Annotated in this window: 25 protein-coding genes and 1 pseudogene; 17 read left to right on the top strand and 9 right to left on the bottom strand. The window is 52.8% G+C overall.

What is annotated here, in order from left to right:
• Positions 1-3: 3 nt before the first annotated feature.
• The 4 genes from AACZ19_RS03385 (at position 4) to AACZ19_RS03370 (ending at position 4,554) form a co-directional block, all read left to right on the top strand.
• Positions 4-1,077, top strand: coding sequence for a branched-chain amino acid ABC transporter permease (locus tag AACZ19_RS03385; protein ID WP_339631133.1), 1,074 nt, complete (start codon positions 4-6; stop codon positions 1,075-1,077).
• An 8-nt stretch (positions 1,078-1,085) separates the two neighbouring features.
• A complete protein-coding gene (locus AACZ19_RS03380; protein ID WP_339631131.1) occupies positions 1,086-1,910 on the top strand; it encodes an ABC transporter ATP-binding protein in 825 nt (274 codons plus the stop codon).
• Positions 1,911-1,948: 38 nt separating this feature from the next.
• Positions 1,949-3,211, top strand: coding sequence for an ABC transporter substrate-binding protein (locus AACZ19_RS03375; protein ID WP_339631129.1), 1,263 nt, complete (start codon positions 1,949-1,951; stop codon positions 3,209-3,211).
• Positions 3,212-3,357: 146 nt separating this feature from the next.
• Positions 3,358-4,554, top strand: coding sequence for a hypothetical protein (locus AACZ19_RS03370; protein WP_339631127.1), 1,197 nt, complete (start codon positions 3,358-3,360; stop codon positions 4,552-4,554).
• Positions 4,555-4,733: 179 nt separating this feature from the next.
• Here AACZ19_RS03370 and AACZ19_RS03365 read toward each other — a convergent pair.
• Positions 4,734-5,421: pseudogene (locus AACZ19_RS03365) on the bottom strand (IS6 family transposase).
• 126 nt (positions 5,422-5,547) lie between these two features.
• Between AACZ19_RS03365 and AACZ19_RS03360 the strand changes: the two are divergent.
• Complete coding sequence (locus AACZ19_RS03360) at positions 5,548-6,009, top strand: IS6 family transposase (RefSeq protein WP_339631125.1); 462 nt, start codon at positions 5,548-5,550, stop codon at positions 6,007-6,009.
• A 94-nt stretch (positions 6,010-6,103) separates the two neighbouring features.
• On the opposite strand, the gene AACZ19_RS03355 is transcribed toward AACZ19_RS03360, so the two are convergent.
• The 4 genes from AACZ19_RS03355 to AACZ19_RS03340 form a co-directional block, all read right to left on the bottom strand.
• Positions 6,104-8,623, bottom strand: a complete 2,520-nt coding sequence (locus tag AACZ19_RS03355) for a thiamine pyrophosphate-dependent enzyme (RefSeq protein ID WP_339631123.1) — start codon at positions 8,621-8,623, stop codon at positions 6,104-6,106.
• 270 nt (positions 8,624-8,893) lie between these two features.
• Positions 8,894-9,385 carry a hypothetical protein gene (locus AACZ19_RS03350; protein ID WP_339631121.1) on the bottom strand — a complete coding sequence of 164 codons (492 nt, stop codon included), beginning with the start codon at positions 9,383-9,385 and terminating at the stop codon, positions 8,894-8,896.
• A 536-nt stretch (positions 9,386-9,921) separates the two neighbouring features.
• The gene (locus AACZ19_RS03345; RefSeq protein ID WP_339631119.1) at positions 9,922-10,125 is read right to left on the bottom strand and encodes a hypothetical protein; all 204 of its coding nucleotides are present in this window, start codon (positions 10,123-10,125) and stop codon (positions 9,922-9,924) included.
• 75 nt (positions 10,126-10,200) lie between these two features.
• Positions 10,201-10,728 (bottom strand): DDE-type integrase/transposase/recombinase, encoded by a 528-nt coding sequence (locus AACZ19_RS03340; protein WP_339631117.1) that lies wholly within the window; start codon positions 10,726-10,728, stop codon positions 10,201-10,203.
• Between the two features lie 360 nt (positions 10,729-11,088).
• Between AACZ19_RS03340 and AACZ19_RS03335 the strand changes: the two genes are divergently transcribed.
• Positions 11,089-12,261, top strand: a complete 1,173-nt coding sequence (locus AACZ19_RS03335) for an MFS transporter (RefSeq protein ID WP_339631115.1) — start codon at positions 11,089-11,091, stop codon at positions 12,259-12,261.
• Positions 12,262-12,474: 213 nt separating this feature from the next.
• Here the strand turns inward: AACZ19_RS03335 and AACZ19_RS03330 are convergent, their stop codons facing one another.
• Entirely contained in the window at positions 12,475-13,110 is a 636-nt protein-coding gene (locus AACZ19_RS03330; protein ID WP_339631113.1) for an IS6 family transposase, read from the bottom strand.
• A gap of 61 nt (positions 13,111-13,171) precedes the next feature.
• Entirely contained in the window at positions 13,172-13,780 is a 609-nt protein-coding gene (locus AACZ19_RS03325; RefSeq protein WP_339631111.1) for a TetR/AcrR family transcriptional regulator, read from the bottom strand.
• A 213-nt stretch (positions 13,781-13,993) separates the two neighbouring features.
• Here AACZ19_RS03325 and AACZ19_RS03320 point away from each other — a divergent pair, with 213 nt between their 5' ends.
• The 6 genes from AACZ19_RS03320 to AACZ19_RS03295 all read left to right on the top strand — a co-directional run bounded on the left by AACZ19_RS03320 (position 13,994) and on the right by AACZ19_RS03295 (position 19,349).
• Positions 13,994-15,553: a long-chain fatty acid--CoA ligase gene (locus AACZ19_RS03320; protein WP_339631109.1), complete on the top strand. Its 1,560-nt coding sequence runs from the start codon at positions 13,994-13,996 to the stop codon at positions 15,551-15,553.
• 33 nt (positions 15,554-15,586) lie between these two features.
• The gene (locus AACZ19_RS03315; protein WP_339631107.1) at positions 15,587-16,768 is read left to right on the top strand and encodes a lipid-transfer protein; all 1,182 of its coding nucleotides are present in this window, start codon (positions 15,587-15,589) and stop codon (positions 16,766-16,768) included.
• A 68-nt stretch (positions 16,769-16,836) separates the two neighbouring features.
• A complete protein-coding gene (locus AACZ19_RS03310) occupies positions 16,837-17,280 on the top strand; it encodes a MaoC family dehydratase N-terminal domain-containing protein (RefSeq protein ID WP_339631105.1) in 444 nt (147 codons plus the stop codon).
• Positions 17,281-17,288: 8 nt separating this feature from the next.
• A complete protein-coding gene (locus AACZ19_RS03305; RefSeq protein ID WP_339631103.1) occupies positions 17,289-17,708 on the top strand; it encodes a MaoC family dehydratase in 420 nt (139 codons plus the stop codon).
• A gap of 29 nt (positions 17,709-17,737) precedes the next feature.
• Positions 17,738-18,562 carry an SDR family NAD(P)-dependent oxidoreductase gene (locus AACZ19_RS03300; protein WP_339631101.1) on the top strand — a complete coding sequence of 275 codons (825 nt, stop codon included), beginning with the start codon at positions 17,738-17,740 and terminating at the stop codon, positions 18,560-18,562.
• A 22-nt stretch (positions 18,563-18,584) separates the two neighbouring features.
• Positions 18,585-19,349, top strand: coding sequence for an enoyl-CoA hydratase-related protein (locus tag AACZ19_RS03295; RefSeq protein ID WP_339631099.1), 765 nt, complete (start codon positions 18,585-18,587; stop codon positions 19,347-19,349).
• 144 nt (positions 19,350-19,493) lie between these two features.
• Here the strand turns inward: AACZ19_RS03295 and AACZ19_RS03290 are convergent, their stop codons facing one another.
• Positions 19,494-20,003 carry a MarR family winged helix-turn-helix transcriptional regulator gene (locus tag AACZ19_RS03290; RefSeq protein WP_339631098.1) on the bottom strand — a complete coding sequence of 170 codons (510 nt, stop codon included), beginning with the start codon at positions 20,001-20,003 and terminating at the stop codon, positions 19,494-19,496.
• A 303-nt stretch (positions 20,004-20,306) separates the two neighbouring features.
• Positions 20,307-21,098 carry an SDR family NAD(P)-dependent oxidoreductase gene (locus AACZ19_RS03285; protein WP_339631096.1) on the bottom strand — a complete coding sequence of 264 codons (792 nt, stop codon included), beginning with the start codon at positions 21,096-21,098 and terminating at the stop codon, positions 20,307-20,309.
• A gap of 566 nt (positions 21,099-21,664) precedes the next feature.
• Between AACZ19_RS03285 and AACZ19_RS03280 the strand changes: the two genes are divergently transcribed.
• From AACZ19_RS03280 to AACZ19_RS03260, 5 genes are all read left to right on the top strand, one after another.
• Complete coding sequence (locus tag AACZ19_RS03280; RefSeq protein WP_339631094.1) at positions 21,665-22,855, top strand: ABC transporter substrate-binding protein; 1,191 nt, start codon at positions 21,665-21,667, stop codon at positions 22,853-22,855.
• Between the two features lie 76 nt (positions 22,856-22,931).
• Positions 22,932-23,789 (top strand): branched-chain amino acid ABC transporter permease, encoded by an 858-nt coding sequence (locus AACZ19_RS03275; protein WP_339631092.1) that lies wholly within the window; start codon positions 22,932-22,934, stop codon positions 23,787-23,789.
• Positions 23,786-24,733 (top strand): branched-chain amino acid ABC transporter permease, encoded by a 948-nt coding sequence (locus AACZ19_RS03270; RefSeq protein ID WP_339631090.1) that lies wholly within the window; start codon positions 23,786-23,788, stop codon positions 24,731-24,733. Before AACZ19_RS03275 ends, AACZ19_RS03270 begins: the two co-directional genes overlap by 4 nt.
• A complete protein-coding gene (locus AACZ19_RS03265) occupies positions 24,730-25,494 on the top strand; it encodes an ABC transporter ATP-binding protein (protein ID WP_339631088.1) in 765 nt (254 codons plus the stop codon). The genes AACZ19_RS03270 and AACZ19_RS03265 overlap by 4 nt, the downstream gene beginning before the upstream one ends.
• Positions 25,491-26,192 (top strand): ABC transporter ATP-binding protein, encoded by a 702-nt coding sequence (locus tag AACZ19_RS03260; RefSeq protein WP_339631086.1) that lies wholly within the window; start codon positions 25,491-25,493, stop codon positions 26,190-26,192. Before AACZ19_RS03265 ends, AACZ19_RS03260 begins: the two co-directional genes overlap by 4 nt.
• The last annotated feature ends 12 nt before the right edge of the window (positions 26,193-26,204 follow it).

Below are 26,204 nucleotides of genomic sequence, written 5' to 3'. Positions count from 1 at the left end.
GGCATGTTTTATCGTCAGGCCGGTATTCGGCATCGCAGTTATGTTTCTGACAGCAAGCTTTTCCCGATCCCGACGGACCGGAATCTGATCTGGTTTCTGGTTCTTCTGGGCATTGTTGCACCGTTGGTCGTCGACAGTCTTTATCTGAACAGCTATGTGCTGCCCTGGCTGATTTGGACCGCAGCGGCGCTGGGTCTCAATCTGGTGACAGGCTGGGCGGGGCAGCTTCATCTCGGCTATGCCGCCATCATGGCGGTGGGGGCCTATTCCGCTGTTCATGCCGCCCGCTTCGGTGTTCCCTGGGAATTTGCCTTGCTGATTGCTGGGGTTTCCGCCGCGGCCATCGGCACGGTTTTCTCCTTTGCAGCTATGCGGGTGAAGGGGCTCTATCTTGCGCTGACGACGCTCGCCATGCAATTCGTCATGGACTGGGTTCTCTCGCACGTACCGGCGGTCACGGGCGGGTCCCATGCCTCCCTGCAATCGCCGACCTTCAAGCTGCTAGGCCAGCCGATCACGTCTGATGCAGGGCTTTATTATGTCGCCTTCGGCTGGTGCGTGATCGTGACGATTTTCATTCTCAATATGCGCCGGACCGGTCTCGGGCGGGCGCTGGTTGCCGTTCGTGAAAAGGATTACGCAGCCGCCATTCTGGGGGTCAACAGCTTCTATTATAAGATTGTCGCATTCGCGACGTCGTCCTTCATTGCCGGGATAAGCGGCGCCCTGCTGGTCGCCACCTTTTTCTTTCTGGCGACGCCGGAACAGTTTTCGGTTAATGTTTCCATTCAGGTTCTGGCGATGGTCATCGTCGGTGGTCTTGCCAGCATTATCGGCAGCTATTTCGGTGTTGCCCTTATTCTGCTGATGCCGGGAATTACCAACAGCCTGTTTTCGGCCTTCGCCGATTATCTGGGGCTACAGCTCAATCCGGAAACCCTCGCTCATATCCCGACGGCGGTTTATGGCGCGCTGATCATCATCTTCCTGATGGTCGAACCGCTGGGGCTGGGCAAGATTTATAACAATATCCGTGATTATTTCCTGGTCTGGCCGTTTGACCAGATGAAAAAATAGGATCTGCCATGAACAGCACTAACGAGACAGAAGCCGCCAAGGATCCGATCCTGACCCTCAACAGCATTGAGGTTCTCTATGATTCCGTTCTGCTGGCGATCAAGGGTGTGTCACTGGAAGTTCCGAATGGCGGGATGGTCGCGCTGCTGGGTGCCAACGGCGCCGGAAAGAGCACGACGTTGAAAGCCATCAGTGGGCTTTTGAAGGCGGAGCGGGGCAAGGTCAGCCGCGGCGAAATCAGGTTTGATGGCCAGGTCATCGGCGATAGCCCGCCCCAGGACCGGGTCGGGCTTGGCATTTGCCACGTGATCGAGGGACGCCGGGTTTTCGAGCATCTGACGCCGGATGAAAATCTTGAAGCGGCGGCGCCGATATCCATGTCGCGGCAGAGGCTCAAGTCGGAGAAGGAGCGGATCTACAGTTATTTCCCGCGTCTCGCGGAACGGAAATCTGCGGAAGCAGGTTATCTTTCCGGCGGGGAGCAGCAGATGCTCGCTATTGGCCGGGCGCTGATGACACAGCCGCGTCTGCTGATGCTGGATGAGCCGAGCCTCGGTCTGGCGCCGTTCCTGGTTGTCGAAATCTTCGACATAATTCAGAAAATCAATCGCGAGCAGGGGCTTTCGGTTCTGCTGGTTGAACAGAATGCGGTCGCGGCGCTTAAAATCGTCAGCCATGGCTACTTGATCGAGAACGGTCGGGTGGTGATGCATGATACGGCGGCGGCATTAAAGGCCAACTCAGATATTCAGGAGTTTTACCTGGGAGGAGGTGAAGCAAAGAATTTTCATGACATCAAGCATTACAGAAGACGCAAGCGCTGGTTGACCTGATCACTCGCGCCTGTCCAGTTAAATCAATGGAGGATATAATGGTTTCGATAAGAAAATATGCAAAGGGATTGGCGGCAGGGGCTGTCTTGGGGATTGCGGCACTTTCCTCGTCCACGTCCATGGCGCAGACCGCCGACCCGATTAAATTCGGCATGTGCTATGATATCAGTAAATCTTACACGTTCGTCAGCCCGCAGATCATCCAGGCTGCCCGGGATCTCGCCGAACTGACCAATATGAAGGGCGGCATTGGCGGTCACCCGATTGAACTGGTCGTGCAGGATCATGGCAATGAACCGCAACGGGGCATTGAATGCTATGAAAAGCTGAAGCGCGAAGGCGTGTTCGTTTTTGACATGCTTTCGACTCCCGTATCCATTGCCGTGCTGCCACGCATCATGAGTGACAAGAATATTCTTCTTCAGTCCCTCGTCGGACGCGGTGACGCCATCGACGGTAGCGTTTTCAGCCAGGTTTTCCCGGTTGGCCCGACTTATTGGGGGCAGGCTGCCAACGATATCGAATATATTCGTCAGCAGAATAATGGCTCATTGGAGGGCGTCAAGGTCGCGTTTGTTTATGTCGATTATCCCTTTGGTCAGGAACCGATTGAAATCCTGAAAACCCTCGCCGAAAAAGAAGGTTTTGAACTCGGCCTATTCCCTTATCCGCTGCCGGGCAGTGATCAGTCGTCCGCCTGGACGCAGGTTCGTCGTTTCCAGCCCGATGCGATCATCAGCTGGTCCCTGTCGAAAATGCATGTGGTTGCCTCCCGTGAAATGAAGCGGAATGGCATTCCCATGGAGAAGTATATTTCCGTCAACTGGCTCAATGAAACCGATATTGCGAATATCGGTCCGGCAGAAGCCAAAGGCCTGAAGCGTGGCACGAACGTCGCGGGTGGTCAGGATATTCCGATCATCAAGGAAATCATTGCCGAACTGTATGATAAGGGCAAGGGTAACGGGGACATCAAAAGTTTACAGGACGTGTATTATAATACCGGCCTTGCCATTTACTCTGTTGCTTTTGAAGCGGCTCGTCTGGCCGTTGAAAAAAGCGGCGAACCCCTGACGGCGGCGGCGATGAAAGACGGCCTGGAAAGTATCAAGAATTATGATGCCAACGGTCTATTTGCTCCGGTTACCGTGACCGAGGACGATCATGGCGGCGGCGGCAAGACCCGCATTGAAATGTGGGATGGTGAAAAGTGGGTGCCGCAGACAGACTGGATCGGTGCCTATAACGACATCGTTTGGGAAGTCGTCAAGGAAAGCTCCAAGTCTTTTAAAACCGAGTAATTCTATCGGTTTTGCCGGGGTCATTCTTCCGGTGAATTTGGACGCGATGAGGTGCAGGAGGGCATGGTGCAGGCATGCCCTTCTGCTGCTTTTGTGAAGAGGCGGTTGTTGGCGCCACAGGCGCTGGTTAATTTGAGGATGAAATCATGATTTTTTATGATGAACTGGAAATTCGTAGTGTCGATGAGCGCGTTGCGGCTCAATCTCGGGCTTTACGTGAGATACTTGCCACGCTGCAAGGCCGGGAGGCGGACCTGGATAGAGCCGACCAGGTTCAGACCATAGAGGACCTACCTAAATTGCCGGTCTTTCGCAAGTCCGGCTTGAGCAGCAGGCAGACGCAGACGCCGCCTTTTGGGGGTATGCTGGTTTCCAACTCTACCCATGTGTTTCAATCACCTGGACCGATTTACGAGCCGGGCAGAGCCAGTCGTGATTGGGGGCGCCTCGGCCGGTTTTTGCATGCCGCCGGGATTGGCGCAGGCGATATTGTGCAAAACTGCTTTTCCTATCATCTGACCCCCGCCGGCATGATGTTCGACAGCGCGGCTCAGGCGATTGGAGCCATGGTTTTGCCTGCCGGTACGGGGCAGACGGATTTACAGGTGCGCGCGGCAAAAGATGTGAAATGTACGGCCTATGCGGGGACGCCGGATTATCTAAAGATCATCCTGGACCGGGCGGATGAACTGGGCGTTATGCTGCACTTTAAACGCGCTGTTGTCGGCGGCGGCGCCCTGTTTGCCTCGCTACGCCAGGAATATGCCGACCGCGGAATTCTGTGTCTGCAAAATTATGCGACGGCGGATCTCGGGAATGTTGCCTATGAAACCGATGCTCAGGACGGCATGATTGTGGATGAACATGTTATTGTGGAAATTGTGACACCCGGCACCGGAAATCCCGTTGAGGCGGGCCAGGTTGGCGAGATTGTCGTTACCTGCCTGAACCGGGATTATCCGCTCGTTCGCTTTGCGACCGGGGATATGTCGGCGGTCTTACCCGGACAGAGCCCCTGCGGGCGCACAAATATGCGGATAAAAGGATGGATGGGACGGGCGGATCAGGCGACCAAAATCAAGGGCATGTTCGTCCGGCCGGAGCAAGTGGCGGAACTCGTGGAACGTCATCCGGAGGTTAAAAAGGCGCGGGTCGTTGTCACCCGTCAGGGAGAAAAGGATGAAGTATCGGTGCTGCTGGAATCGGAAAAGGGGACTCTTTCCGGGCAGCGGGAAAGTATATCGGCCATTTTGAAATTGACTGTTGCCGTGGAAGTGGTTGTGCCGGGATCTCTGCCAAATGATGGCAAAGTCATTGATGATCAACGTGTTTATGATGCCTAAATTGGCTAAGCGCTGAAAAATGATTTGTCGAAGTTTCAGGTAGCGAGTTGACGCCATTCGGCATTGTCATCTATGGACGCCTCCTGAAATGCAAGAGTTTTCTGATCTGAGGCACTGTGGGTTTGCAGGCATTGTCACATTAATTTGCTATAGGCGCAGAGAAACCTCAGTGGATATATTTAGGCAGCTTTGCTTGCAGCCGTCCAAATACCAAATGCTTCAGCGCGACATTGCTTGAGATGAGATCGGTTTATTAGGTGACGTTGAAGGTAGAAGCTGTTGTAAGTCGCCGAGTGAACGTTGAGAAAACTTTGAGCAGATCCAGGAGACTTGAACCGCTGCATTTTTCGCTCTCTTCGCTGAACAGGAAGGTGCGAGTTTTCCGTTCGATCGTTTGTTGTCAGTATGCTCGGCGTTCAAGCCCAGGGTTCGAAATGCCTTGCGATACGATTTCAGTTTATCCGTTACTATCTGAGTAGGCGCATAGCCCCGCTTTTTCAATAGCTTCCGCATTAGCTTTAAGGCTGCCTTGGCATTTCGTTTCGGTTGCACAAGAAAATCCAGGACTTCTCCTTCGCTATCAACAGCGCGCCACAGAAAATGACGTTTTCCTCGGATGACGATGACCATTTCATCCAGATGCCAAATATCGTTGGGAGTAGGGCGGCTGGACCTCAGATTTCTGGCAATTGGTTCGCCAATCTTCAGAGACCATCTTCGAACGGTTTCGTAAGAAATATCCAGGTCTCGTTCCGCTAACAGATCTTCGATATCCCGATAGCTCAACGTAAATCGAGCATAAAGCCAAACGGCATACTGAATGATATGAGATGGAAATCGGTGCGGGGAATAAGAGAGATATTGCATCGAAGAAGACTAATTCAACGCCAGATCCTTTTCCACGAAGTTAATGTGACAACACCGAGCAGTGCCGCCGGCTTTGTCAGAAGAAAACTGCTTGATGGGTATTTGCTCGTTGACTAGCCTCCGAGCATGACAAAACAGAACCCCTTCCGGTATTTCAAAACCTCACCTGAGATCATCCACTTGGCCGTGATGATGTACGTCAGGTTTCCCCTTTCATTTCGCAATGTCGAAGTCCTTCTTCATGAACGAGGTATCGATATCTGTCATGAAACAGTCCGCTATTGGTGGAACAGATTTGGGCCATTGTTCGCCAATGAGATCCGGAAGAAACGTATTTTCCCTTCCCAGAATTATTCCAACTGGTGTTGGCATCTGGACGAAGTCTTCGTAAAGATCAATGGTGAAACACATTACCTGTGGCGTGCCGTCAATCACGAAGGAGAAGTTCTGGAAGACTTTGTTTCCAGGCGGCGAGATCGTAATGCTGCGTTGAAGTTCCTCAAGAAAATCATGAGCAGAAATTCGTCTCAATTCAAGCTTCAAAGAAATGCCGCACTAGCCAAGTGGCGACAAATTGGTGCGGCATAATAGTGGTGCCTTATTGGCAATTTACGCCAAACAGAAAATACTTCGCATTGGTCTGACAGCACCGAAATTAGCATTCGTGCAACAGCAATCATTGTCAGGTTACAGGTGATTTCTTCGTCACAACATTAATGTAACTATGCTCATCAAAGGGTCTATCGCTGAAAAGCGCTGTGTTGATCACGTCCTTCAAATGACGGTCATCCCAACTTTTGGGACCTGACGCCGCTGCAGGGTTTTCCGGTCGGGTCACCAAACGCCACGGGCGTCCTGAAATCTTCTCAAGCCGTGGGGAAAGCCAGTGGAAATATCCCATATTTTCGGGCTCTTCCTGGGCCCAGACCAGGTCAGCGTCCGGGTAACGCGCAAGTATCGTTTGAAGCGCTGCTGCGGGGAAAGGATAGAACTGTTCGAGCCGCAGCAACGTGACATCACTGTCCTCGGCTTCAAGCAGAACCGCAAGTTTGCCGGTGGACATGACGACACGTTTGACGTCACCTTTGCGATGAATGACGGGTACAAATTCCGCGGAGAACTCTGACAGGGCAGACTTGGCCGCGGGATGGCGGAGCAGGGCTTTCGGAGCGAGTACAACCAAGGGTTTGCGCCAGTCGGCCAGCACCTGTCGCCGCAGCGCATGAAAGAAATTTGCAGGAGTCGAAGGGTTGATGACCTGAATATTGCCGCGTGCGCAAGCCATCAGTAGCCGCTCTGGATGGGCCGTCGCGTGATCCGGGCCACCCCCGTCAATTCCGTGCGGGAGCAGCATGACCAAATTGCTTTCCAGTAGCCAGCGGTCTTCACCACAAATGATGAATTGATCAAAGATCGGCTGGCAAACGTTCAGGAAATCCCCAAACTGTGCTTCCCAAATCGTGAGGCCGGCTGTTTTGCCGGTGCTGTAACCGTACTCAAAACCAAGCACCGCGGTTTCGATCAGAGGTGTGTTGTGAATCTGCGGTTGGGTGCCAATGCCGTCGAAAACGAAATGAACCTCTTCACTCTCATTGCAGTGGATATTCATATTCCGTTGGGAAAACGCGCCGCGCACCGTGTCTTGTCCGCCAAAACGGACCGCGCAGCCCTCAGCAGCAAGAGAGGCGATTGCCAAAGCCTCGGCAGTGGCCCAATCGATGCCGGTGTCGTTTTTAAGCGCGCTTCGACGTCGGGTCAGAAATTGTTCAATCTTTGGATGCGGCCTGATACCTTCTGGCAGCTTTGTAAGCCGCATTCCAAGATCGATAAGCAGGCTGGCGGACAGGCCCGTTTTGATCGGGGTCAGCATACGTTCTGTGATATCTTTCCTCAATCCTATGGGAGCGGCGGGCTCATTAGGGCGCCAGTTCCTTGCAAGAGAAAATGCTATGTCGAGTTCCGATCCAAATTCGGTCAGGTCCGTTTCCAGCCCGTAGGCCTTGGCCAGTCTTTGCGACAGTGGCGTCATTTCGTCGATGCGTCGATACATGTGAGGTTGGGTGGACCTGGGTTCATCAATTTCGTTATGGCCGCGCCGACGGTAGCCGATACAGTCCACCACCACATCAGCCTTGAAACGGTTTCGATAGGCGACGGCAGCTTTCGCAGCCCGGCACAGCGCTTCCGGGTCTTCACCGTTTACATGCAGGATAGGAGCTTCAACCAGCTTGGCGTAATCCGCGCAGCTGCGCGAAGTGCGCGCGTCGTCCATGTCAGTTGTGAAGCCAATCTGGTTGTTCAGAATCAGATGCACTGTACCTCCCACTTTGAAGGCAGGCAGTTCAGAGAGTTGGAGCATTTCACCATTCACACCCTGCCCGGCAAAGGCAGCATCTGTATGCAAAGCGATCGGCATTACCTCATGACCGGCGTCCCTGGCGGCTCTCGCCCTGCCAAGGGCAACCGGCCCAACGATGGAAAGGTGCGAGGGATGCGGCGCAATCCATATCTGCGGTCCCATTGGCGAGCGACCCTGCCATCCGAGATGATAAGGGCTATCCGAAGAAGCACCATAGTCGTCCGGAAATTCGGGCACGCCTTGCGCGTCGGCGATAACCTGCGCCAGTGGCTTTCCAAACAGGAGTGCCATTTGGGTCAAACGTCCGCGATGCATGCCTCCAATGAATACATCGTTTATTCCAGAACTCTGAGCGGAGCGCAGAACTTCAGCCGTTAACACCAAATATCCTTCCGTACCTGCAAGTCCAAAGGTCTTGGCGGCCGGCATCCGTTTGCCGCATGTTGCCTCGAACAGTTCAGCCTGCGCGATCAGATCAATGGACTGTTGAATATTGACGGGTTCTGCCTCTGCTTCGGCCTGTCGTGACAGCCAGTCGCGCCGTTCAGTGTTCTGGATGTGACCAATTTCCCATCCGATTTTTCCGCAATAAGATAGTTGCAGGTGCTGTGCATCCGCGGGTAGAAATCCATAATCACCCGGGGTAAGGTGAACCGGTTTTAGGTTCGGGGTCAAAGAGAGCGGGTCCAGGTCCGCGGCTAACCAACCCCAGCGGCGATACGCCTCCACCATTGCCTCAAACGCCGCCCGGCGCGAGACGTTGTTCATCATCGTCTCGACAGCCGATGGATCGCCCGAGCCTAAAGCAGAACTGAAGTAAAGCGGCCTTTTTTCTGTCGTCATGTTACGCAGTCTTTTCATATATTCAGCAGCGTTATTTGGCAAACGTAGCAGGATTTCAGGAATTGTCAGAAGAAAATTGCTTGTTGCCCAATCCGTCGTTGCCTATCTTCTGTGAATGACAAAACAGACGGCATTTTCAGAGGAAAGTGGCTTGAGCAAAGGTAATTTAAGACTTACGCGCTGCCGATGAAAAATTCGTTTCGCTATTTCAATATATCACTTGGGACTATTCCACTAACCGTGAAGTTCCCTCTCAATATTCCGGGAAAATCAGACCATGCTTTTCAACTGATCCCACTGAAGGCGTAATTTTCTCGAGCCTTTGCCCGGTAAGTTTTTTCTATCCACGAAAAGGCTGCTTACCTCATAATCCCTATTGATCTTCACAATAAAAAGCTTATTGAAATTGCCTGCTAGATTAATCTCAACCGTGTCATACTTTTTGAATGGGGTGATTGTTTTTACTTCGACAAAATCGTTTCCCAAACGCGCGTCTGAGCCTTGGGCATAGTTCCGGTGAAGCTTTAATCCAAGTGAAATTGCACCAAATAGTTCACCTATATCGCCAAACACCTGGAGATGCTTGTTGGTGAGTTGATGGTATTCCTCGGCGATAGATAGCAATGACTCGAAAATTGGAACCAGTGAAAGATCTGCATCTGGATATTTAACACGCCATTCCTTGTATTGGATCTGGTTGCTGATATCTTCCCAGCTAACCCATTCCCCGTCATCCCATATTAAATCTTCATTTTCCGGCATATAACACTCTTTTTATTAGCAACAAACTATATTTCTAACGCCAAAAGATTACATATTCGTTTCCGAAAGCGATCTGGCTTCAGAAAACCTTAAGTTACTTTACTCCGGCAGTATCCAATTTAACGCGGGAGGCTAGAAACGATGATAGTTTCCCTGTTTTCGATATTTACTTCCCTGCTCTTTTAATAATTTTCCCTGTTATTTTTATTAGAGAAAATGCATAAAAACTTAATAAAAATAGGTAGTTACGGCCTGTTCCAGGTTAAAATCAGCCGAAAATGGCCAAGAATCCCTGTTTTTTCACTGTTAAACAGGGAAAATGACGGAGACGGGTTCGCTCAAGTCTGCTTCCACCACCACTAACACTGAGGCGAACCTGGATCCAGTCCAGGTTCGCCCCTGAACCCCGCAGAACCGGGGGCTTCGGGGTTATCCGGTGATGGCAGAGACACTCTATAGTAGCCACATTCTGTAGATTTCCCCATTCGTCTCTGCCGCCCTGTTTCAGGGTCCAGTTCATGGGATATTACGATGCGCTATTGATGGAAACCGAGCCGTTTTCGCTGCTCATTCCAGTCGGTCGGGAGCGGATTTATTCTTTTGAGGGATTTGACATTCAACGTCTCCGGCTGACGGCCGTAGAGAATATCCTCAATGATGGAGGGCGCCAGAAAGGCGAGGGGAAGGACCAGGGTTATCTCAGTATCAAAGACCTTTTCGCACCTGGCGATTTCCTTCACTGATCCTGCTTCCCCTGATGCCGGCATTGTCAAAGGAAAGTCGGTAGGCAATGAAAAAAGGTGAGGCGTCGTTGGTTAAGCGGCAAGCTGGCGCCATTCGGCAAGGGACGCTTCACGTTTGAACTCGAAGTTTTGGCGACTTTGGAGATGGCGTTCTTGATTGAAATGATTATGGACTGACGAGTGAATTGAGACGAATTTCTGTAATGATTTAGCGCTTCGAAATTTGATCATCGCTCGCTCCCTACGTCGGAATGGTTGATGTGAGTTTTTAGCCCTGTTATTGAGCCATCGCTTGGTCTCTTGATGGGCCTTGTTGCCTATCACTTTCATTGCAGCGCCGTATGAGCGAAGTTTATCCGTCACAATGACTTTCGGATTGCCGTATTTCTTCATGGCTTTCTTCAAGATCTTAAGCGCCGCCTTGCGATCCCGTCTCTTGGTGACAAAGGCCTTAAGAATTTCTCCTTCGTGATCGACAACTCTCCTTAGGTAATGAGTTTCACCATTGATCCGCACGAAAACTTCATCCAGATGCCATCTCCACTGAAGTGAGTTATGGAAGGAAACGGAGCGGGCTTTTCTGATTTCTGCCGCAAACACTGGCCCGAACTGTTTCGTAGCTCACGTCAATACCCCGCTCATGCAGGAGGTCTTCGACTTGACGCAGTGACAATGGATATCGAACATACATCATGACTGCCAGACGGATGATTTCAGGTGAAGTCTTAAAATAACGGAATGGATTTTTCATCGGCTGACCGTAAATCCAATGCCCCTATTGCTCAACCTAATTTCCTCTGACAATGCCGATCAGAGAAAGTGGGCATGAAGGGTAACAGGTTCACTGAGGAGCAGATTATCGGAGTCCTTTGCGAGCAGAAAGTTAACAACGCAGACGCGGCATTGAATCGATTTGTTTTTGGTGGAGCCTGTGTTTAGACTACGCTGGGGAGGGCTCGTATGAACCGTCAGACTTTAAGTATGGTCTTTCTTTTCGTCGCTACGCTCTCGGGGATGTCCCTGTGGTTCATGGCGGCAGCCATCGTCCCTGACATGGCAGCCGAGTCGGGACTTACTGAAACTGAACTCGCGTGGCTATCCAGCGTCGTTCCAGCAGGGTTTGGTATCGGCGCACTCGGCTTCGCGCTCCTCGGCCTGCCGGACCGTGTAGACCCACGCTATTTGTTCGCCTGCTGCACCTTCGCCATCGCTCTGCTAAACCTTCTTTTGCTTTCCTTGCCAATTGGTGGGCCCACGGCGATTGCGATACGCTTCGCCTCCGGGGTTCTGATGGCAGGGACATGGCCCGTGTCAATGAAAATCGCAGTCGGATGGACTATCCGTCGGCGCGGCGCGCTCATGGGCAGTCTGGTGGCCGCTTTAGTGGCTGGTCAGGCGGTGCCATATCTGCTGGCCTGGTTCGGGGGTGCCGACTGGCGGTTGGCCATTATGTTCGGCTCAGCGGTTACCGCCTTAGGCGGCGGCGCGATTCTCCTGTCCGCACTTGGCCCGCATCACGCTAGGGCCGCTGCGTTCCGGACCCGCGCCATAGCGCTGATCTGGACCGATCGGCGGATTCGTGCCGCCGTCCTCGGCTATCTCGGCCATATGTGGGAGTTCATCGCCTTCTGGGCCTGGGTCGGAGTGTTCGCCTCCGTGTCGTATTCCGCCAGCCTTGAACCTGGCGCGGCTGTGAGTTTGGGAAAGCTATCCGCCTTCCTGTGTATCCTCGCGGCGGCCCCAGCCTGCGTTCTGTCCGGGTTCATCGCTGACCGCGTGGGCAAGGGACGCGTGGCTGCAACTGCTCTCGCGGTCAGCGGGTCCGCATGCGTCCTGACCGCACTTACTTTCGGCGGACCGGTCTGGCTAACATTTATCCTATTGATTGTCTGGGGTGCGGCGGTAGTACCGGATTCGCCACAGTTCTCCGCACTCGTAGCTGATTTCGCCCCGCCCGAATTAGCTGGAAGTCTGATGACCTTCCAGGCTTCTCTCGGTTTCCTGATGACAACAGTTACAACCCAGGTGGCGCCTCAGATCGCCGATGTCCACAGTTGGCCGGTCTTAATCGGCCTTCTGGCTCTGGGCCCAGCCTTCGGGCTCTTCTTCATGCGGCCCGTCCGCCTCGTTTGAGGCAACAGCGTTTGAAACTTCCTATATGAAGTAACAGATTTGAAAAATAAGATTGTGTAATGGCATTGTCAAAGGAAAGTAGCAGCGTGTCAAAAAGGTGTTGTCCGAGGAAAATTGTTAGGCGAAGTAAAGAGGCAAGATGACGATCCTTATGTGGCAACCTGACGCCACTCCATAAGAGCCGCTTCACGTTTCAACTCAAAATTTTCGCGGCTATGGAGATGGCGCTCGTGATTGAAATGGTTGTGGATTGAAAGAGTGAATAGAGGCAAATTTCTGTAAAGACTTTGTGCTTCGAAATTTTATCATTGCTCGCTCTCGTCGCCGGAACGGTTGGTGCGAGTTTTCGGCCCGATTATTCAACCATTGTCCGGTTTCCTGGCGATCCGCGCTGCCTATATCTTCCATTGCCGCTCGATATGAGCGCAGTTTATCCGTTACCATCGCTTTCGGGTTGCCATACTTCTTCATGGTTTTCTTCAAGAACTTCAGGGCAGCCTTGCGATCCCGTCTCTTGGTGACAAAGGCCTCTAGAACTTCACCTTCGTGATCAACGGCTCTCCAAAGATAATGGATCTCGCCAATGATCCGCACGAAAACTTCATCCAGATGCCATCTCCACTGAGATGAATTATAGAAGGAAACGGAGCGGGCTTTTCTGATTTCTGCCGCAAACACTGGCCCGGACCTGTTCCACCATGCCCGGACTGTTTCATAGCTGACGTCGATACCCCGCTCATACAGGAGGTCTTCAACCTGGCGCAATGAAAGCGGATACCGAACATACATCATCACCGCTAGACGAATGATATCAGGTGAAGTCTTAAAATAGAGAAATGGATTTTTCATGTGCCGACCGTAAATCCAGCCTCAACACGGCTCAAGCCATTCTCCTCTGACAACACCTCCGTTAGTTGCGCGCGCGTAGACCTTCCAGGAAAATGGTGAGGAAATTATCGGCGATATCCGCATAGGCGTCGCGGTCCCCCTCAATATTCCAGTGCGGGACCCAGTTGAACGCCCCGAAAAGGGCCGCAGTGGCAAGTTTTGGTTCACAGGGCGCGATGGTTCCGTCTGCAACTCCCTGCTCGATCAGTTCGCGGACGGTCTGATCAAGCGCGCGCCGCCCGCTGTGGAGTATTTTCTGGCTGTCGTTGGACAGTACCCGATCCTTCGACAGGACAAGGCAGGCGCCAAACTCGTTGGAGAGCAAATCCATATAGCTTCGCATGACGATGGCGAGCCGATCCAGGGGTGGCATATCCAGGTTCTTGCTATTATCCGTGGCTTCCTGCATGAATTCGAGTGCGAGCCGACTGCATTCGAACAGGATGTCATCTTTATTTTTGACGTAATAATAAAGCGTCCGCTTGGAGACATTCAACTCGGAGGCAATATCGTCAAGCGACGTCCGGTCAAATCCGCGGGCGTTGAAGAGACGTGCCCCGGTGCGCAAAACCGCCATGCGTTTCTGCTCTCGCGGATCATCCCTGTTCAAAGTCACGTCAGTCCAAACCATCGTTCCTGCCTTATCTCTTCACCGTTATCAGTTATCCCCTAAACAACCATGCCCCGAAGGGCAAGCCTTAAAGTCTGATCAGTATAGACCATTTATATTGACATGTAACCCACTAGTGGGTTACATTGAAAAAAATTGATAAATGCGCCTTGAGTAAGGCTATAAACAGGATCGATCGGCGGCCCGGTAAAGATTTTAATGGGAGATAAAATCATGCAGTTAACCTCCACGATAAGACGGGCGGCCCAGGCGAACCCGAAAGCAATGGCGACGATCTACAAGAACCGGCAGCATAGCTGGTCAGAGTTTGTAAAGCGCACGGCGAAGCTGGCAGGCGCGCTTCAGAAAGTCGGAATGAAGCCCGGGGACCGGGTCGCCATGCTGGCGCTCAATTCAGACCGCTATCTTGAATATGTCTTCGGTGTCCTCTGGGGCGGCGGGGTTATTGTCCCGATGAACCTGCGTTGGTCACCGGCGGAAAATGCCTATTCGATTGATGACTCCGGCACGGAGATCATGTTGGTGGACGAAAATTTTGCCGGTATCATCCCAGCGATACAGGAGAAATCGAGCTGCCTGAAAACCCTGATTTTCTCCGGCGAAGGAGAAACGCCCGAGGGCATGTTAAATTACAGTGACATTATTGAGGCGGCGGACCCGGCTGAGGATGCGGGTCGGGGCGGGGAAGATCTCGCGGGTATCTATTACACCGGCGGCACGACCGGGTTTCCAAAAGGTGTCATGCTCTCCCACCGGAGCCTTTACATCAGTAACCTGTCGAACTGCCGGGAGTTCTGCATGCAGGATGGCGCCCGGTATCTGCATGCGGCGCCAATGTTCCACCTTGCCGATGGCGCAGGGTCGCTGGCTGCGACCTTTGCCGGTGGCACCCATATCATGATTCCGAGCTTCTCTCCCGCGGCCATGCTGCAGGCTTTGCAGGACCACGGGCCGACGCATGTCCTACTGGTTCCCACCATGATTCAAATGCTGGTGCAGGATCCGGATTTCGACAAATATGACACGTCGTCCCTCGAGACGATCATGTATGGCGCCTCCGCGATCAGCGAGGCCGTGCTTGTTGAGGCCATGAGCAAACTGCCGCAGACAAAGTTTGTCCAGGCATATGGGCAGACCGAGTTGAGCCCTGTGGCGACAATCCTTGCACCTGAATATCACACGCTGGAAGGGCCGAATGCCGGACGGCTTCGGTCCTGCGGCAAGGCCGTCAGCACCTGCGAATTGAAAGTTGTCGATGAGGACGGGGATGAGGTGCCAACCGGTACCGTGGGGCATATCGCGGTTAAAGGTCCGATCACCATGCTGGGCTATTGGAACAAGCCGGAGCAAACGGCGGAGTCTCTCAAGGACGGCTGGGTCTATACCGGCGATGGCGGTTATCTTGACGAGGAGGGGTTCCTTTATATCGCGGACCGGCTGAAAGACATGATTGTCTCTGGCGGTGAAAATGTTTTCTCTGCGGAGGTGGAGCAGGCTGTCACGCAGCATCCCGCCGTTGCCGAATGTGCGACAATCGGCATCCCGAATGAGAAATGGGGCGAAAGTGTTCATGCGATTGTCATCCTCCGGCCCGGGAAAACGGCCACGCAAGACGATATCATAAAGCATTGTCACAAGCTGATCGCGGGATACAAATGCCCGCGCAGTGTAGAATTCCGCACCGAGCCTATGCCTCTGTCGGCGGCGGGCAAGGTGCTCAAGAAGGATTTGCGTGCGCCCTATTGGGGGAACGCGGAAAGAAACGTCAATTAGAGCTATTCTTAAACTTTCAGGAAAGAAAAAATCATGAGCAAGAAAGTAGTTGTTGCGGGCGTCGGGATGACGCCATTTGTTAAGCCAGGTCAGAACGAAGACTACACTGTCATGGGCGGGAAAGCGATCAACATGGCGCTTAAGGATGCGGGAATTGACTATGACAAGATTCAGCAGGCCTATGCCGGCTATGTCTATGGCGATAGCACCTGCGGACAGCGCGTTCTGTATGAAGTCGGCATGACGGGCATTCCGGTTGTCAATGTCAACAACAACTGTTCAACAGGTTCCTCCGCGCTATTCCTGGCGCGTCAGGCCGTTGAATCCGGTGCAGTGGATTGTGCCCTGGCCGTCGGGTTCGAGCAAATGACCCCCGGCGCGCTTGCGGAGCACTGGACAGACCGACCAAGCCCGCTCGGCAGGTTCAACAAGCTGACGGACGAACTCACGCAGGATTTTACCTCGCCGATGGCGCTTAAAATGTTCGGTGGCGCAGGTATCGAACATCAGAAGAAATATGGCACGAAGAACGAAACCTTCGCGAAAATCCGCGCCAAGGCGAGCACCCATGCCGTTCACAACGAAAAAGCGATTTTTCGGAAAGAAATTTCCGTTAAGGATGTCATGGAATCGCCTGTGGTTGCAGGCTTCTTGACGCGGCTGCAATGCTGCCCGCCGACATGTGGCGCAGGTGCGGCAATCGTCTGCACGGAAGAATTTGCCAAAAAGCATGGGATAAACGCCGATGTTGTTATCGCCGGACAGGCCATGACATCGGATTTTGCCTCGACCTTTGGCGACAATGACATGATGCGGGTTGTTGGATATGACATGACCGCCGCAGCCGCCAATAAGGTGTATGAAATGAGTGGCGTCGGTCCGGATGATATTGATGTGGTGGAGCTTCATGACTGTTTTACCGCAAACGAGCTGATTACCTATGAGGGGCTCGGTCTGGCTCGCGAGGGTGAAGCCGAGAAATTTATCTGGGATGGCGACAATACCTATGGTGGTAAGGTTGTCACCAATCCGTCCGGTGGGCTGCTCTCCAAGGGTCATCCGCTCGGTGCAACGGGTCTTGCGCAATGTTTCGAGCTGGTGAACCAGCTGCGCGGCAATCTCGGTAACCGGCAGGTCGAGGGCGCGAGAAACGCGCTGCAGCATAATCTTGGACTTGGGGGCGCCTGCGTAGTTACACTTTACCAGTCTGCCTGAACCCTTCCTCCTACGGGGGCGTTTTGCTTTGGCGAGGCGCTCCTGACCTCTTATAAATGAGTATAACAATGATTGATCGCAGCCATATTGGGCGCGAATTCGGCGTCCACACGGCCGATATTGAGAAGGGCCGCCTCCGGTTTTTTGCAAAAGCCACCGGCGAGACCAATCCGATCTATTTTGATGAAGATGCGGCGAAAGCAGCGGACCTGCCGACCTTGCCCTCCCCGCCGACCTTCCTTTTCTCGATGGATATGGAAGTGCCCGAGCCGTTCGGGATTCTTTCAGTTCTGAACGTTGACCTTGGAAAAGTTCTTCATGGCAATCAGGCATTTGAATATTTTAAGGATGTCTATGCCGGAGATGCGATTACTTTCAGATCTGAAATCACGGACATTTTCGATAAAAAAGGCGGTGCGCTTGAGTTCATTGATGTGAAAACACGCGCCACAAATCAGCAGGGCGATCTTGTTGCCGAGATGGCGCGCACATTTGTCGTCCGGAACGGATAGGGGGAAGAATGTCAGAGATTACCTATGCATCCGTCAAGGTCGGCGACGTTATTCCGGCGTTGACGAAGGATGAAATTATCCGAACAACCCTCGGCCTGTTTGCTGGCGCCTCCGGTGATCATAACCCGATCCATATCGATATTGATTTCGCGCGGGCAGCGGGGATGGAGGATGTGTTCGCCCATGGCATGTTATCGATGGCCTACCTTGCGCAGATACTCACAAACTGGGTGCCGCAGACCGCGTTGCGGAGTTATGCAGTCCGGTTCACCGCGATTACGCACCTAAAAGACAGGATTAGCTGTTCCGGAGAAATAACTGAAAAATTTCAAGAAAATGGCGAAACCCGTGTTCGCGTTGCCGTTAGGGCCGTCAATCAGGACGGAGATGTCAAGCTTGCGGGTGACGCCGTTGTCGCCCTTCCATAATCTTATTATAACAAGCAGAGTTTAAACATATGAGCAAACTAGATGGAAAAGTCGCCTATGTGACCGGCTCGGGTCGGGGAATAGGCCGCGCTGTCGCCCTTAAACTGGCACGTGAAGGCGCAAAGGTCGTGGTCAATGATTTGGATCAGGAACCGGCCGATGAAGTGGTCGGCGCGATCGAAGCGCTTGGCGGGGAAGCCATTGCCGTAGTCGGCAGTGTGACGGACGCGGATTTCGGTGACAAATTTATCAAGGCCGGGATTGAGGCGTTTGGCGGGGTGGATATCATCGTCAATAATGCGGGCTACACCTGGGATGCGCTGGTGCATAAGATGGGCGATAACCAGTTCGATGCGATGATCGACGTTCACCTGAAAGCGCCCTTCCGGGTCATTCGTGCGGCGTCCGGCTTTATCCGCGCCGAGGCCGAGAAGGAAGCGGCGGAAGGCCGGGAGGTTTTCCGTAAGATCGTCAACATTTCCTCCATCGCCGGAACGGGCGGCAACGCCGGTCAGATCAACTATTCCTCCGCGAAGTCCGGTGTTCTCGGGATGACCAAAACCATGGCGAAAGAGTGGGGGCGGCTGAAGGTAAATGTTAACTGCGTTGCTTTCGGCTTTATCGAGACCCGCCTGACGGAAGCCTCGGACGAGAAGAAAACCATTGTTGTCGAGGGCAATGAAGTCGGCATCGGTATTCCGAAAAAACTGGTGGCGGGCATGCAGATGATGATCCCTATGGGACGCGCCGGAACGCCAGAAGAGGCGGCAGACGGTGTTTATCTCTTCTGCGCACCTGAATCCAACTATGTCAGCGGACAAACCCTGATTGTCGGCGGCGGCCTTACGATCTAGCGGAAATCGAAGGGATATTACTATGGAATTTGAAGATATTTCGCTGGAGATTGCAGACGGCATTGCGAGAATCACGATGCGCCGTCCTGACAAGCTGAATGCCCTCCGGGATCAGACAGGGGATGAGTTGCAGGCCGCTTTCGATGCGGTCGAGAATGATCCTGACGTCCGCGTCGTTGTTTTCACAGGTGAGGGCAGGGCGTTCGGGGCGGGATATGACCTTTCCGTCATCGAACCCGATGTCGTCCCGGACCTCGCCAGAGTTCTGGAGGAGCATTTCAATCCGCTGACCGTGAAAATGCGGAAATCCCGATTGCCGATCATCAGCGTTGTCAACGGGCCTTGCGCGGGGGCATCCGTCGGGCTGGCGCTATCGGGCGATATCGTCATCGCCGGGAAATCGGCCTATTTTTATGAGCCTTTCGTCGGATTGGCGCTGACGCCCGATGCCGGGAATACGATCTTTCTGCCCCGTATCGTCGGCCGGATTCGCGCTGCCGGAGCCATGTTCCTCGGCGATCGGATTTCCGCGGAGGAGGCCCTGTCCTGGGGCATGGTCTGGCGAGTTTACGAAGATGAAGAGCTGATGGCCAAGGCGGACGAGATGGCGCAAAAGCTCAGCGGCCTGTCGCCAAAGTCGCTGGCCCACACAAAAAACCTGATCTTCGAAGCCTCCGAGCAGGGGTTATCAAGGCATCTGGATCTGGAGCGGGACGCCCAGGGCGATGTGTGCAAAGGGCCGGAAATGAAAGCCTCTATTGCCAGTTTTTTTGCCGCCCGGCGATAGATTATCTCATGATGTTTAAGTTGCAAGGCGGTGGAGAACAAATCTGATGCAGCCAGCCCTATTTTCGTTAAATAAAGACAACTGCCGCGGCGACATGGATAATATTTGGCCGGTTTAACTCCTGCCTGCCACCCTAATGGCAGTTCAGCCCTTTAAATCTTCAAGGAAAAATGTCTCATCCTTCCAAACAACGTCGAGCTGTCGCCGGCCTTTCTCATTTATCATGGCATAGGCTGTTCGGGCATATCCATTTGCATTCTGAAAGCCCACACTCTTATAAGCCTGCTCCAGATGTGCCTGTTGGCATTCAATGACACCCTGCCAGGCCGCCAGACCTTTTTTCGTTAAATAAAGATGGCGGCTGCGGCGGTCTTTAAGGTTTTCTTTTTGTGTTATGTAGCCGTCCGCCATCAAGGTCTTGATTGTAGGGCTGAATGACTGTTGCGTGACACCGAGAAAAGCAAGAACTTCTTTCACGGTTGCGCCCGGTTTGCGCTGGATGACATAGATTACCCGGAAGTGCGGGCGGCGCAGGCCGATAGATTCGAGATGAGCATCGCCCGCTTCGAGCATGCTGTTATAGCCAAGATACATGACCGCAAACAGCCAGTGTGCATGTTCTTCCGGGCAAAGGCTGTCTTCGTCTTGCGTCATTTCGACGGTTACTCCTTGTTATTGTCGGGCATTTATATCTGAACTTTGCCCATACTATTCATTCAATTGATTGTATGTTGATTATGACTAATTACACTATAGCACGAGACTAATTTTAAGAAAGTGGCTTGATTCATTTGATAAATTTCATATGACAACAGAAATTAAGCTACGAAAAAGTGATAACTATTATTCCCACGAGAATTCTATCCTGACCGGGCCGCATTTTTTGGGTCCCATATGCTTTGTCAGCCGAGGAGCTGAGCCCTTTTAAGTAGTTCATATTTCTCCTGGAAGGCGACATCACTTGCTTTCTCTGCTTGTCATGTCCAGCTTTCCTGTTTGGGTCATTCCAGATGAAAAATACCCTCCATCAACGGTTAGTATCTCGCCGTTTACGTATCCGGATTTGGGGTTCGCCAGATAGCAAACTGCATCGCCGATATCCGCGCAGCTTCCGAAACGACCTACCGGGATCATCGGCAACAGGCGGGAAATGGTCTCTTCCGTATAATTAGCTTCTACCAATGGGGTCATTATGGGGCCCGGAGCAATGGCATTTGCCGTTATGCCATGAGGCCCCATCTCAAGAGCAATTTGGCGGGTCAGACCAATTATCGCCGCCTTCGATGTCCCATAGGCTGTCCGTCCGACGCCGGCCCGAAGACCGCTGACAGACGCCATATTAATAATCCGTCCATAGGATTGCTTTGCCATTTCCCGCGCGGCGCGCTGGGCGCACAGGAAGCTGCCGGTAAGGTTGACCTGCATTACCTGATGCCAGTCGTGGGCGGTATAGTCGAGGAATGAATGGATATTGACAATCCCGGCATTATTCACCAGCACATCCACGCATTTATCCCAGCTTTCTGCGGCTGCAAAAGCGGCATCGATATCATCCGAGTTGGAGACGTCGAGTCTTTTTCCGAGCGCCTTGCCGCCCTTTTCTTCAATTTTATTTATGGTATCCGAGATACCCGCTTCGGAAATATCGGTGACGACGACCCGCGCTCCTTTTTCGGCAAGGAGCATAGCTGTCGCTTGACCGATCCCTGAACCAGCGCCGGTAACCAATGCTACTCCGTAATCTTCCATGGCGGTTTCTCCCTAGTTTTGCAATTACTTCAGTTACATATTTTCCGAAAGCGATCTCGTCGAAAATTATCCATTATGACTATGAGTCATTGAGTCGATTGAGCAGCTTATAACCATCATCTGGCGAAATCTTTTCGTTGCCATTTTCGATCCCTGACACTGACTTTCTTGTTTGGATTGTCCGTTTCCTTATTGATATTCGGACATGTTGTTTTTGTTGGTCTTATCCCTAAAGTCGCTCAATAATTAATAAACAGCATACCTTATTAGATCAAGATATTTGTTATATTTTATGTATGGAAAGAAACTGCGCATATTGTTACTAATCCGGACTTTTGCATGGGTCAGATGCGCCGCGGAATTGTTGATAGAGGGCGGGCGGCGGCATTCTTTGTGACCTTAAAAAACAAGGTCTATGCATATAACAAATAAATTGACTAGAACAGTTATCCTGTTATATAATTGCGCCAGCTTTGGGGAAGGCGCGGTGCGGATGTTTGGCGCACGTAAAAAATTTAAAAATTAAAACGGTTCGGTAAAAATACCACCAAAGAAAGGGAGACATAATGAATATCGTAAAATCCACCATTCTAGGTGCGGCTTGTGCTGCGCTCATTGGCGTTGCCGGGAGTTATCCTGCGTATGCGGAAGAGGCGGACACATTCAAGATTGGCGCAGTGCTGCCGTTCTCCGGGCCCTACGGGATTATCGGGAAAGGCATGAAGCAAGGCGCTCAGCTCGCCATTGAAATGCGCGGCGGAAAAGTTCTCGGCAAGCCGGTTGAGGTAACCTGGGAAGACAGTGAAACAAAACCACAGCCTGCCGTACAAAAGGCTACACGATTGATTTCCTCTGGCGCACAGATGATTTTTGGCGCGGCAAGCTCTGCATCGACAGCGGCGCTTCAGGGGATTACGGAACAACGTAAAATTCCGCTTCTGGTTACCATCTCCGCCGATGATAAAATCACGCGCGCCAACGGATACCGTTACACCTTCCGGACATCCAACACGCTTGGTATGGAAATCCGCATGGCGATGGAATTCACCAAGGCGGCGGGTCTGAAGAAAATCTATGCGGTTGGCGCGGATTATGCCGTCACCCGTGATGGTCTGGAAGCCTACAGCGCTGCAGCCAAGGAAGCTGGCATCGAGATTATAGGCGTTGATTACGCTCCACTCGGAAATCGCGACTATTCCGTCATTATTGATAAGATTTCCAAGACGGACGCCGATGGTGTTGTCCTTATCGTGACGGGCAGCGATGGCGTCACGTTCCTTAAACAGGCTGGTCAGGCCGGTCTCGGCAAGACCAAGACCTTGTTTGGTCCGGTTCTGCAGGATGAAGTTCTTGCAGCTGCGGTTGGGCCAGATGCCGTGGGTGCCGCCTCAGGTGTCCGGTATCACTATTCTATTGATAACGCCGCCAACAAAGCCTTTGTTGAGGCATACCGCGCGAAATTCAACGAATGGCCGGATAGCTTTGCCGGAGAAGCATTCGATGGCATGAGCTGGTTTCTGGATGCCGTGGACAGCACCGGTTCCTGGGATCGGGAAGAATGGGTCAAAGCCTTTGAAGGAAGTGTCCGTGAGAATTCAGTAGAAGGCCGAAAGGAAATGCGTGCCTGTGATCACCAGGCACTGCAGGTCGGTCTCTGGGGTGTCGTTGAAAAGGGTGAAGCCCCTTACCCTGACCTGAGAATGAAGATCACGAACGTCTTTCAGCCGGAAGCACTCTTCCCCGAGTGCGCAGAATAGGCTGACTTAAAAGACCGGGCGGTCGCGAGCAAACTCCGACCGCCCTCATTTTAATTGCAGGTTAGGTGATCCGGTTATGTCCACCATTGTGATAGGCCTTTCTATGGGCATGCTGCTGTTTTTGTTGGCGGCGGGATTGACCCTTATTTTCGGCATGTTGCGGGTAATTAACTTTGCGCATGGTTCGTTATATATGCTTGGTGCATATCTCTCATTTCAGATGGTGAACCTCACCGGTAATTTCTGGGTCGGGTTGGCCGTCGCACCGATTATCGCCGCGATTGTTGGTGGCTTAATGGAGCGCATCGCTCTTCGGCCGGTTTATGACCGTGACCATGTGTATCAGCTCTTGCTGACCTTCGGGTTCATTTTGGTGCTGGATGAGGCTGTGAAGATTATTTGGGGGCTTGAGTACAAGCAGATGTATCCGCCGGAACTGTTTTCTGGTGCGATCGAGATGTTCGGCAGCTCGGTGCCGAGTTACCGCCTGTTTATTATCGGTTTTGGTGCCGCTGTTTCTGCGGCTCTGTTTTTCATGCTTGATCGCAGTCGATACGGCATGATCATTCGCGCGGCCAGCGGCGATCCCGAAATGGTGCGGACCCTCGGCATTAATGTTTCTTTGGTCCGTACCGGAGTTTTCTCCTTCGGCGCTGGCCTCGCGGCCCTTGGCGGCGCGGCGGCAGGCCCGCTGTTTCCGATCGAGCTCGGAATGGGCTTTAACATTATCATCGACAGTTTTATCGTCGTGATTATCGGCGGTCTTGGCAATATTCGCGGGGCCGTCATGGCGGCGCTGTTGATCGGGATGACGCGGGCGCTCGGATATAGCTACGCGCCGAGCTGGGTCGATTTTCTCACCTTTATTCTGTTGATTGGAACTCTCATCCTCCGGCCGGAGGGATTGTTCAGTCGCAAGGGGCGGACGGCATGAACGCGCAACGCTTACTGGCACTTCTTGTCGCCATTATTATTTCTGCGCCTTTACTGCTCCCGGACGGGCAGGGTGTCGGCTTGGTGAACGCCATATTGATCTGGTCAATATTTGCGATCGGCTTTGATCTTGTATTTGGTGTCGCCGGAATGCTCTCGTTCGGGCATGCGGCGTTCTTCGGCGTCGGCGCATATACGCTTTCACTCCTGACAATGCGTATGGGCTGGGACTTTATTCCCTCCCTCGGAGCCGCCGGTGTGGTTGGCGGGGCGGTGGCGCTGGTGTTCAGTTATTTTGCAATCCGGGTTTCGGGGCTGTTCTTCGCACTTTTAACGCTCGCTTTATCGCAACTGATCTACATCATGGCGGGAACGAAGCTGCGGATGCTGACCGGTGGCGTTGATGGTATCGCCGGAGTGCCGCGCCCGGACCTGTTCGGTATCGATTTCTATGACGACGGAAATTACTACTTTTTCCTGCTGGCGTTGTTTGTCCTGGCCCTGCTTATTTCCGGACTCATTCGGATATCGCCTTTGGGTCAGGCGCTGAAAGCCATCAAATCCAACGAGGTGAGGGCGGAGCAGATCGGCTTTAATGTCCAGCGTTTGCAGCGGTCAGTCTTTACCATTTCCGGTGTTTACGCTGGTGTCAGCGGAGGGCTGTTGGCGTCGCTGATTTTCTATGTCGGTCCGCAGATGCTCCATTGGACGACTTCCGGTGACGTTGTCATTATGGTCCTGCTCGGCGGTATGGGTACCTTGTTCGGACCCATTCTCGGCGTTGCCATTTTCGAGATTATGCGGGAATGGCTGTCGACCCAGACATCGCACTGGTACGGCATACTGGGTCTCATATTCATCATTTGCACAATCGGAATGCCAAAAGGTATCGCGGGTCTGATTACTCAGCTCTGGGACCGTATCATGCCGGGAGGCAAGTCATGAGTAGCACAGCAGAAGCTAAACATGTACTGCGCTGTGAGGATATTGAAGTGTCCTATGGGGCCTTCAAAGCCGTCACCAATGTCACCTATGAGTTTAAGCCCGGCCTTCTGTATGGGTTGATCGGCCCTAACGGTGCAGGGAAAACGACGCTTATGAATGCGTTGTCGGGCCGTGCGCAGCTCAGCAAGGGGCGCGTGTTTCTCAATGACCAGGAGATTACGAAGCAGTCGCCTCATGCCCGGACGTGGGCGGGCCTTGGCCGGAGTTTCCAGATTACGCAGATATTTGCCGAGATGACAGTCTTTGAAAACCTGCGGCTGGCCGCACAGGCGCACCGTTTCAGGTTGCAGCCATTCTGGCGCCCGGTTGGAAAATTCAGAGAGATCGCGAATGACGCAGAGAAAGTTCTGAGTGAAATCGGTCTGGAGAGTTTCGGTCATGTCAATGCCGGGAGCCTCTCACATGGGGATCAGCGCGCCCTCGAAATCGGACTGGCGTTGCTTAGCGAGCCGAAAGTCCTGCTGCTCGATGAACCGCTGGCCGGCGTCGGGCATGACGTTGCGGAAAAGGCCGTTGAACTGATCCGTCGTGTGTCGGAAGGACGGACGGTTCTGCTGATTGAGCATAACATGGACGTTGTCATGGAAATTTCCGACGAGATCATTGTCATGCTCGCGGGTGAAATTCTGGCGTCCGGTGAAGCCGAGACAATCAAGCAAGACCCCCGTGTTCGAACCGCGTATCTGGGAGAGGAAGAATGAGCCTTCTAGAAATGCAGAATTGTAATGTCTTTTATGGCAAGGCCCAGGCATTACACGATGTCTCGATTTCGGTTGAGGACGGGGAGGTTGTTTCCCTGATTGGCCGGAACGGTGCTGGTAAAAGCACATTGCTGAAAGCGATCATGGGACTGAATCCGATAAAATCCGGCACCCGCATGTATGAGGGCCGTGATGCGACAAAAATCTCGACTGAGATGCTGGGGCGGTCCGGTATCGCCTATGTGCCCGAGGACCGGCGGATTTTTGCGACCTTGAGTGTTGATGAGAACTTGCGGATTGCAACAGTAATGGGTCGGAAGGGCGCCTGGGATCTGGAACGCGTCTATAATCTCTTCCCGCGGCTTAAGGAACGGACAAACTCTCGCGGGGACACATTGTCCGGCGGAGAACAGCAAATGCTCGCCGTCGGTCGCGGACTGCTCACTAATCCGAAGCTATTGCTGCTGGACGAGCCGACGGAAGGCCTCGCTCCCCTGGTCGTTGCGGATCTGGTCAAGGCTATGGAGCTGATCAACGCGGAAGGCGTGGCAATTCTTCTTGTCGAACAGAATTTGAAAGTACCGCTCAAACTCGCCGAGCGGCAATATCTGATTGATAACGGGCATATCCGCTGGTCGGGAAAAACAGAAGAACTGCTGGCCGAGCGGGAAAAAATCGAAGCACTCATCAGCCTCTAAACTCGGGAGTAA

The organism is uncultured Sneathiella sp. (assembly GCF_963973085.1).
Taxonomy (GTDB): Bacteria; Pseudomonadota; Alphaproteobacteria; order Sneathiellales; family Sneathiellaceae; genus Sneathiella.
Note: the sequence above shows the minus strand (reverse complement) of the source record. Positions and strands in the feature narration are given on the sequence as shown.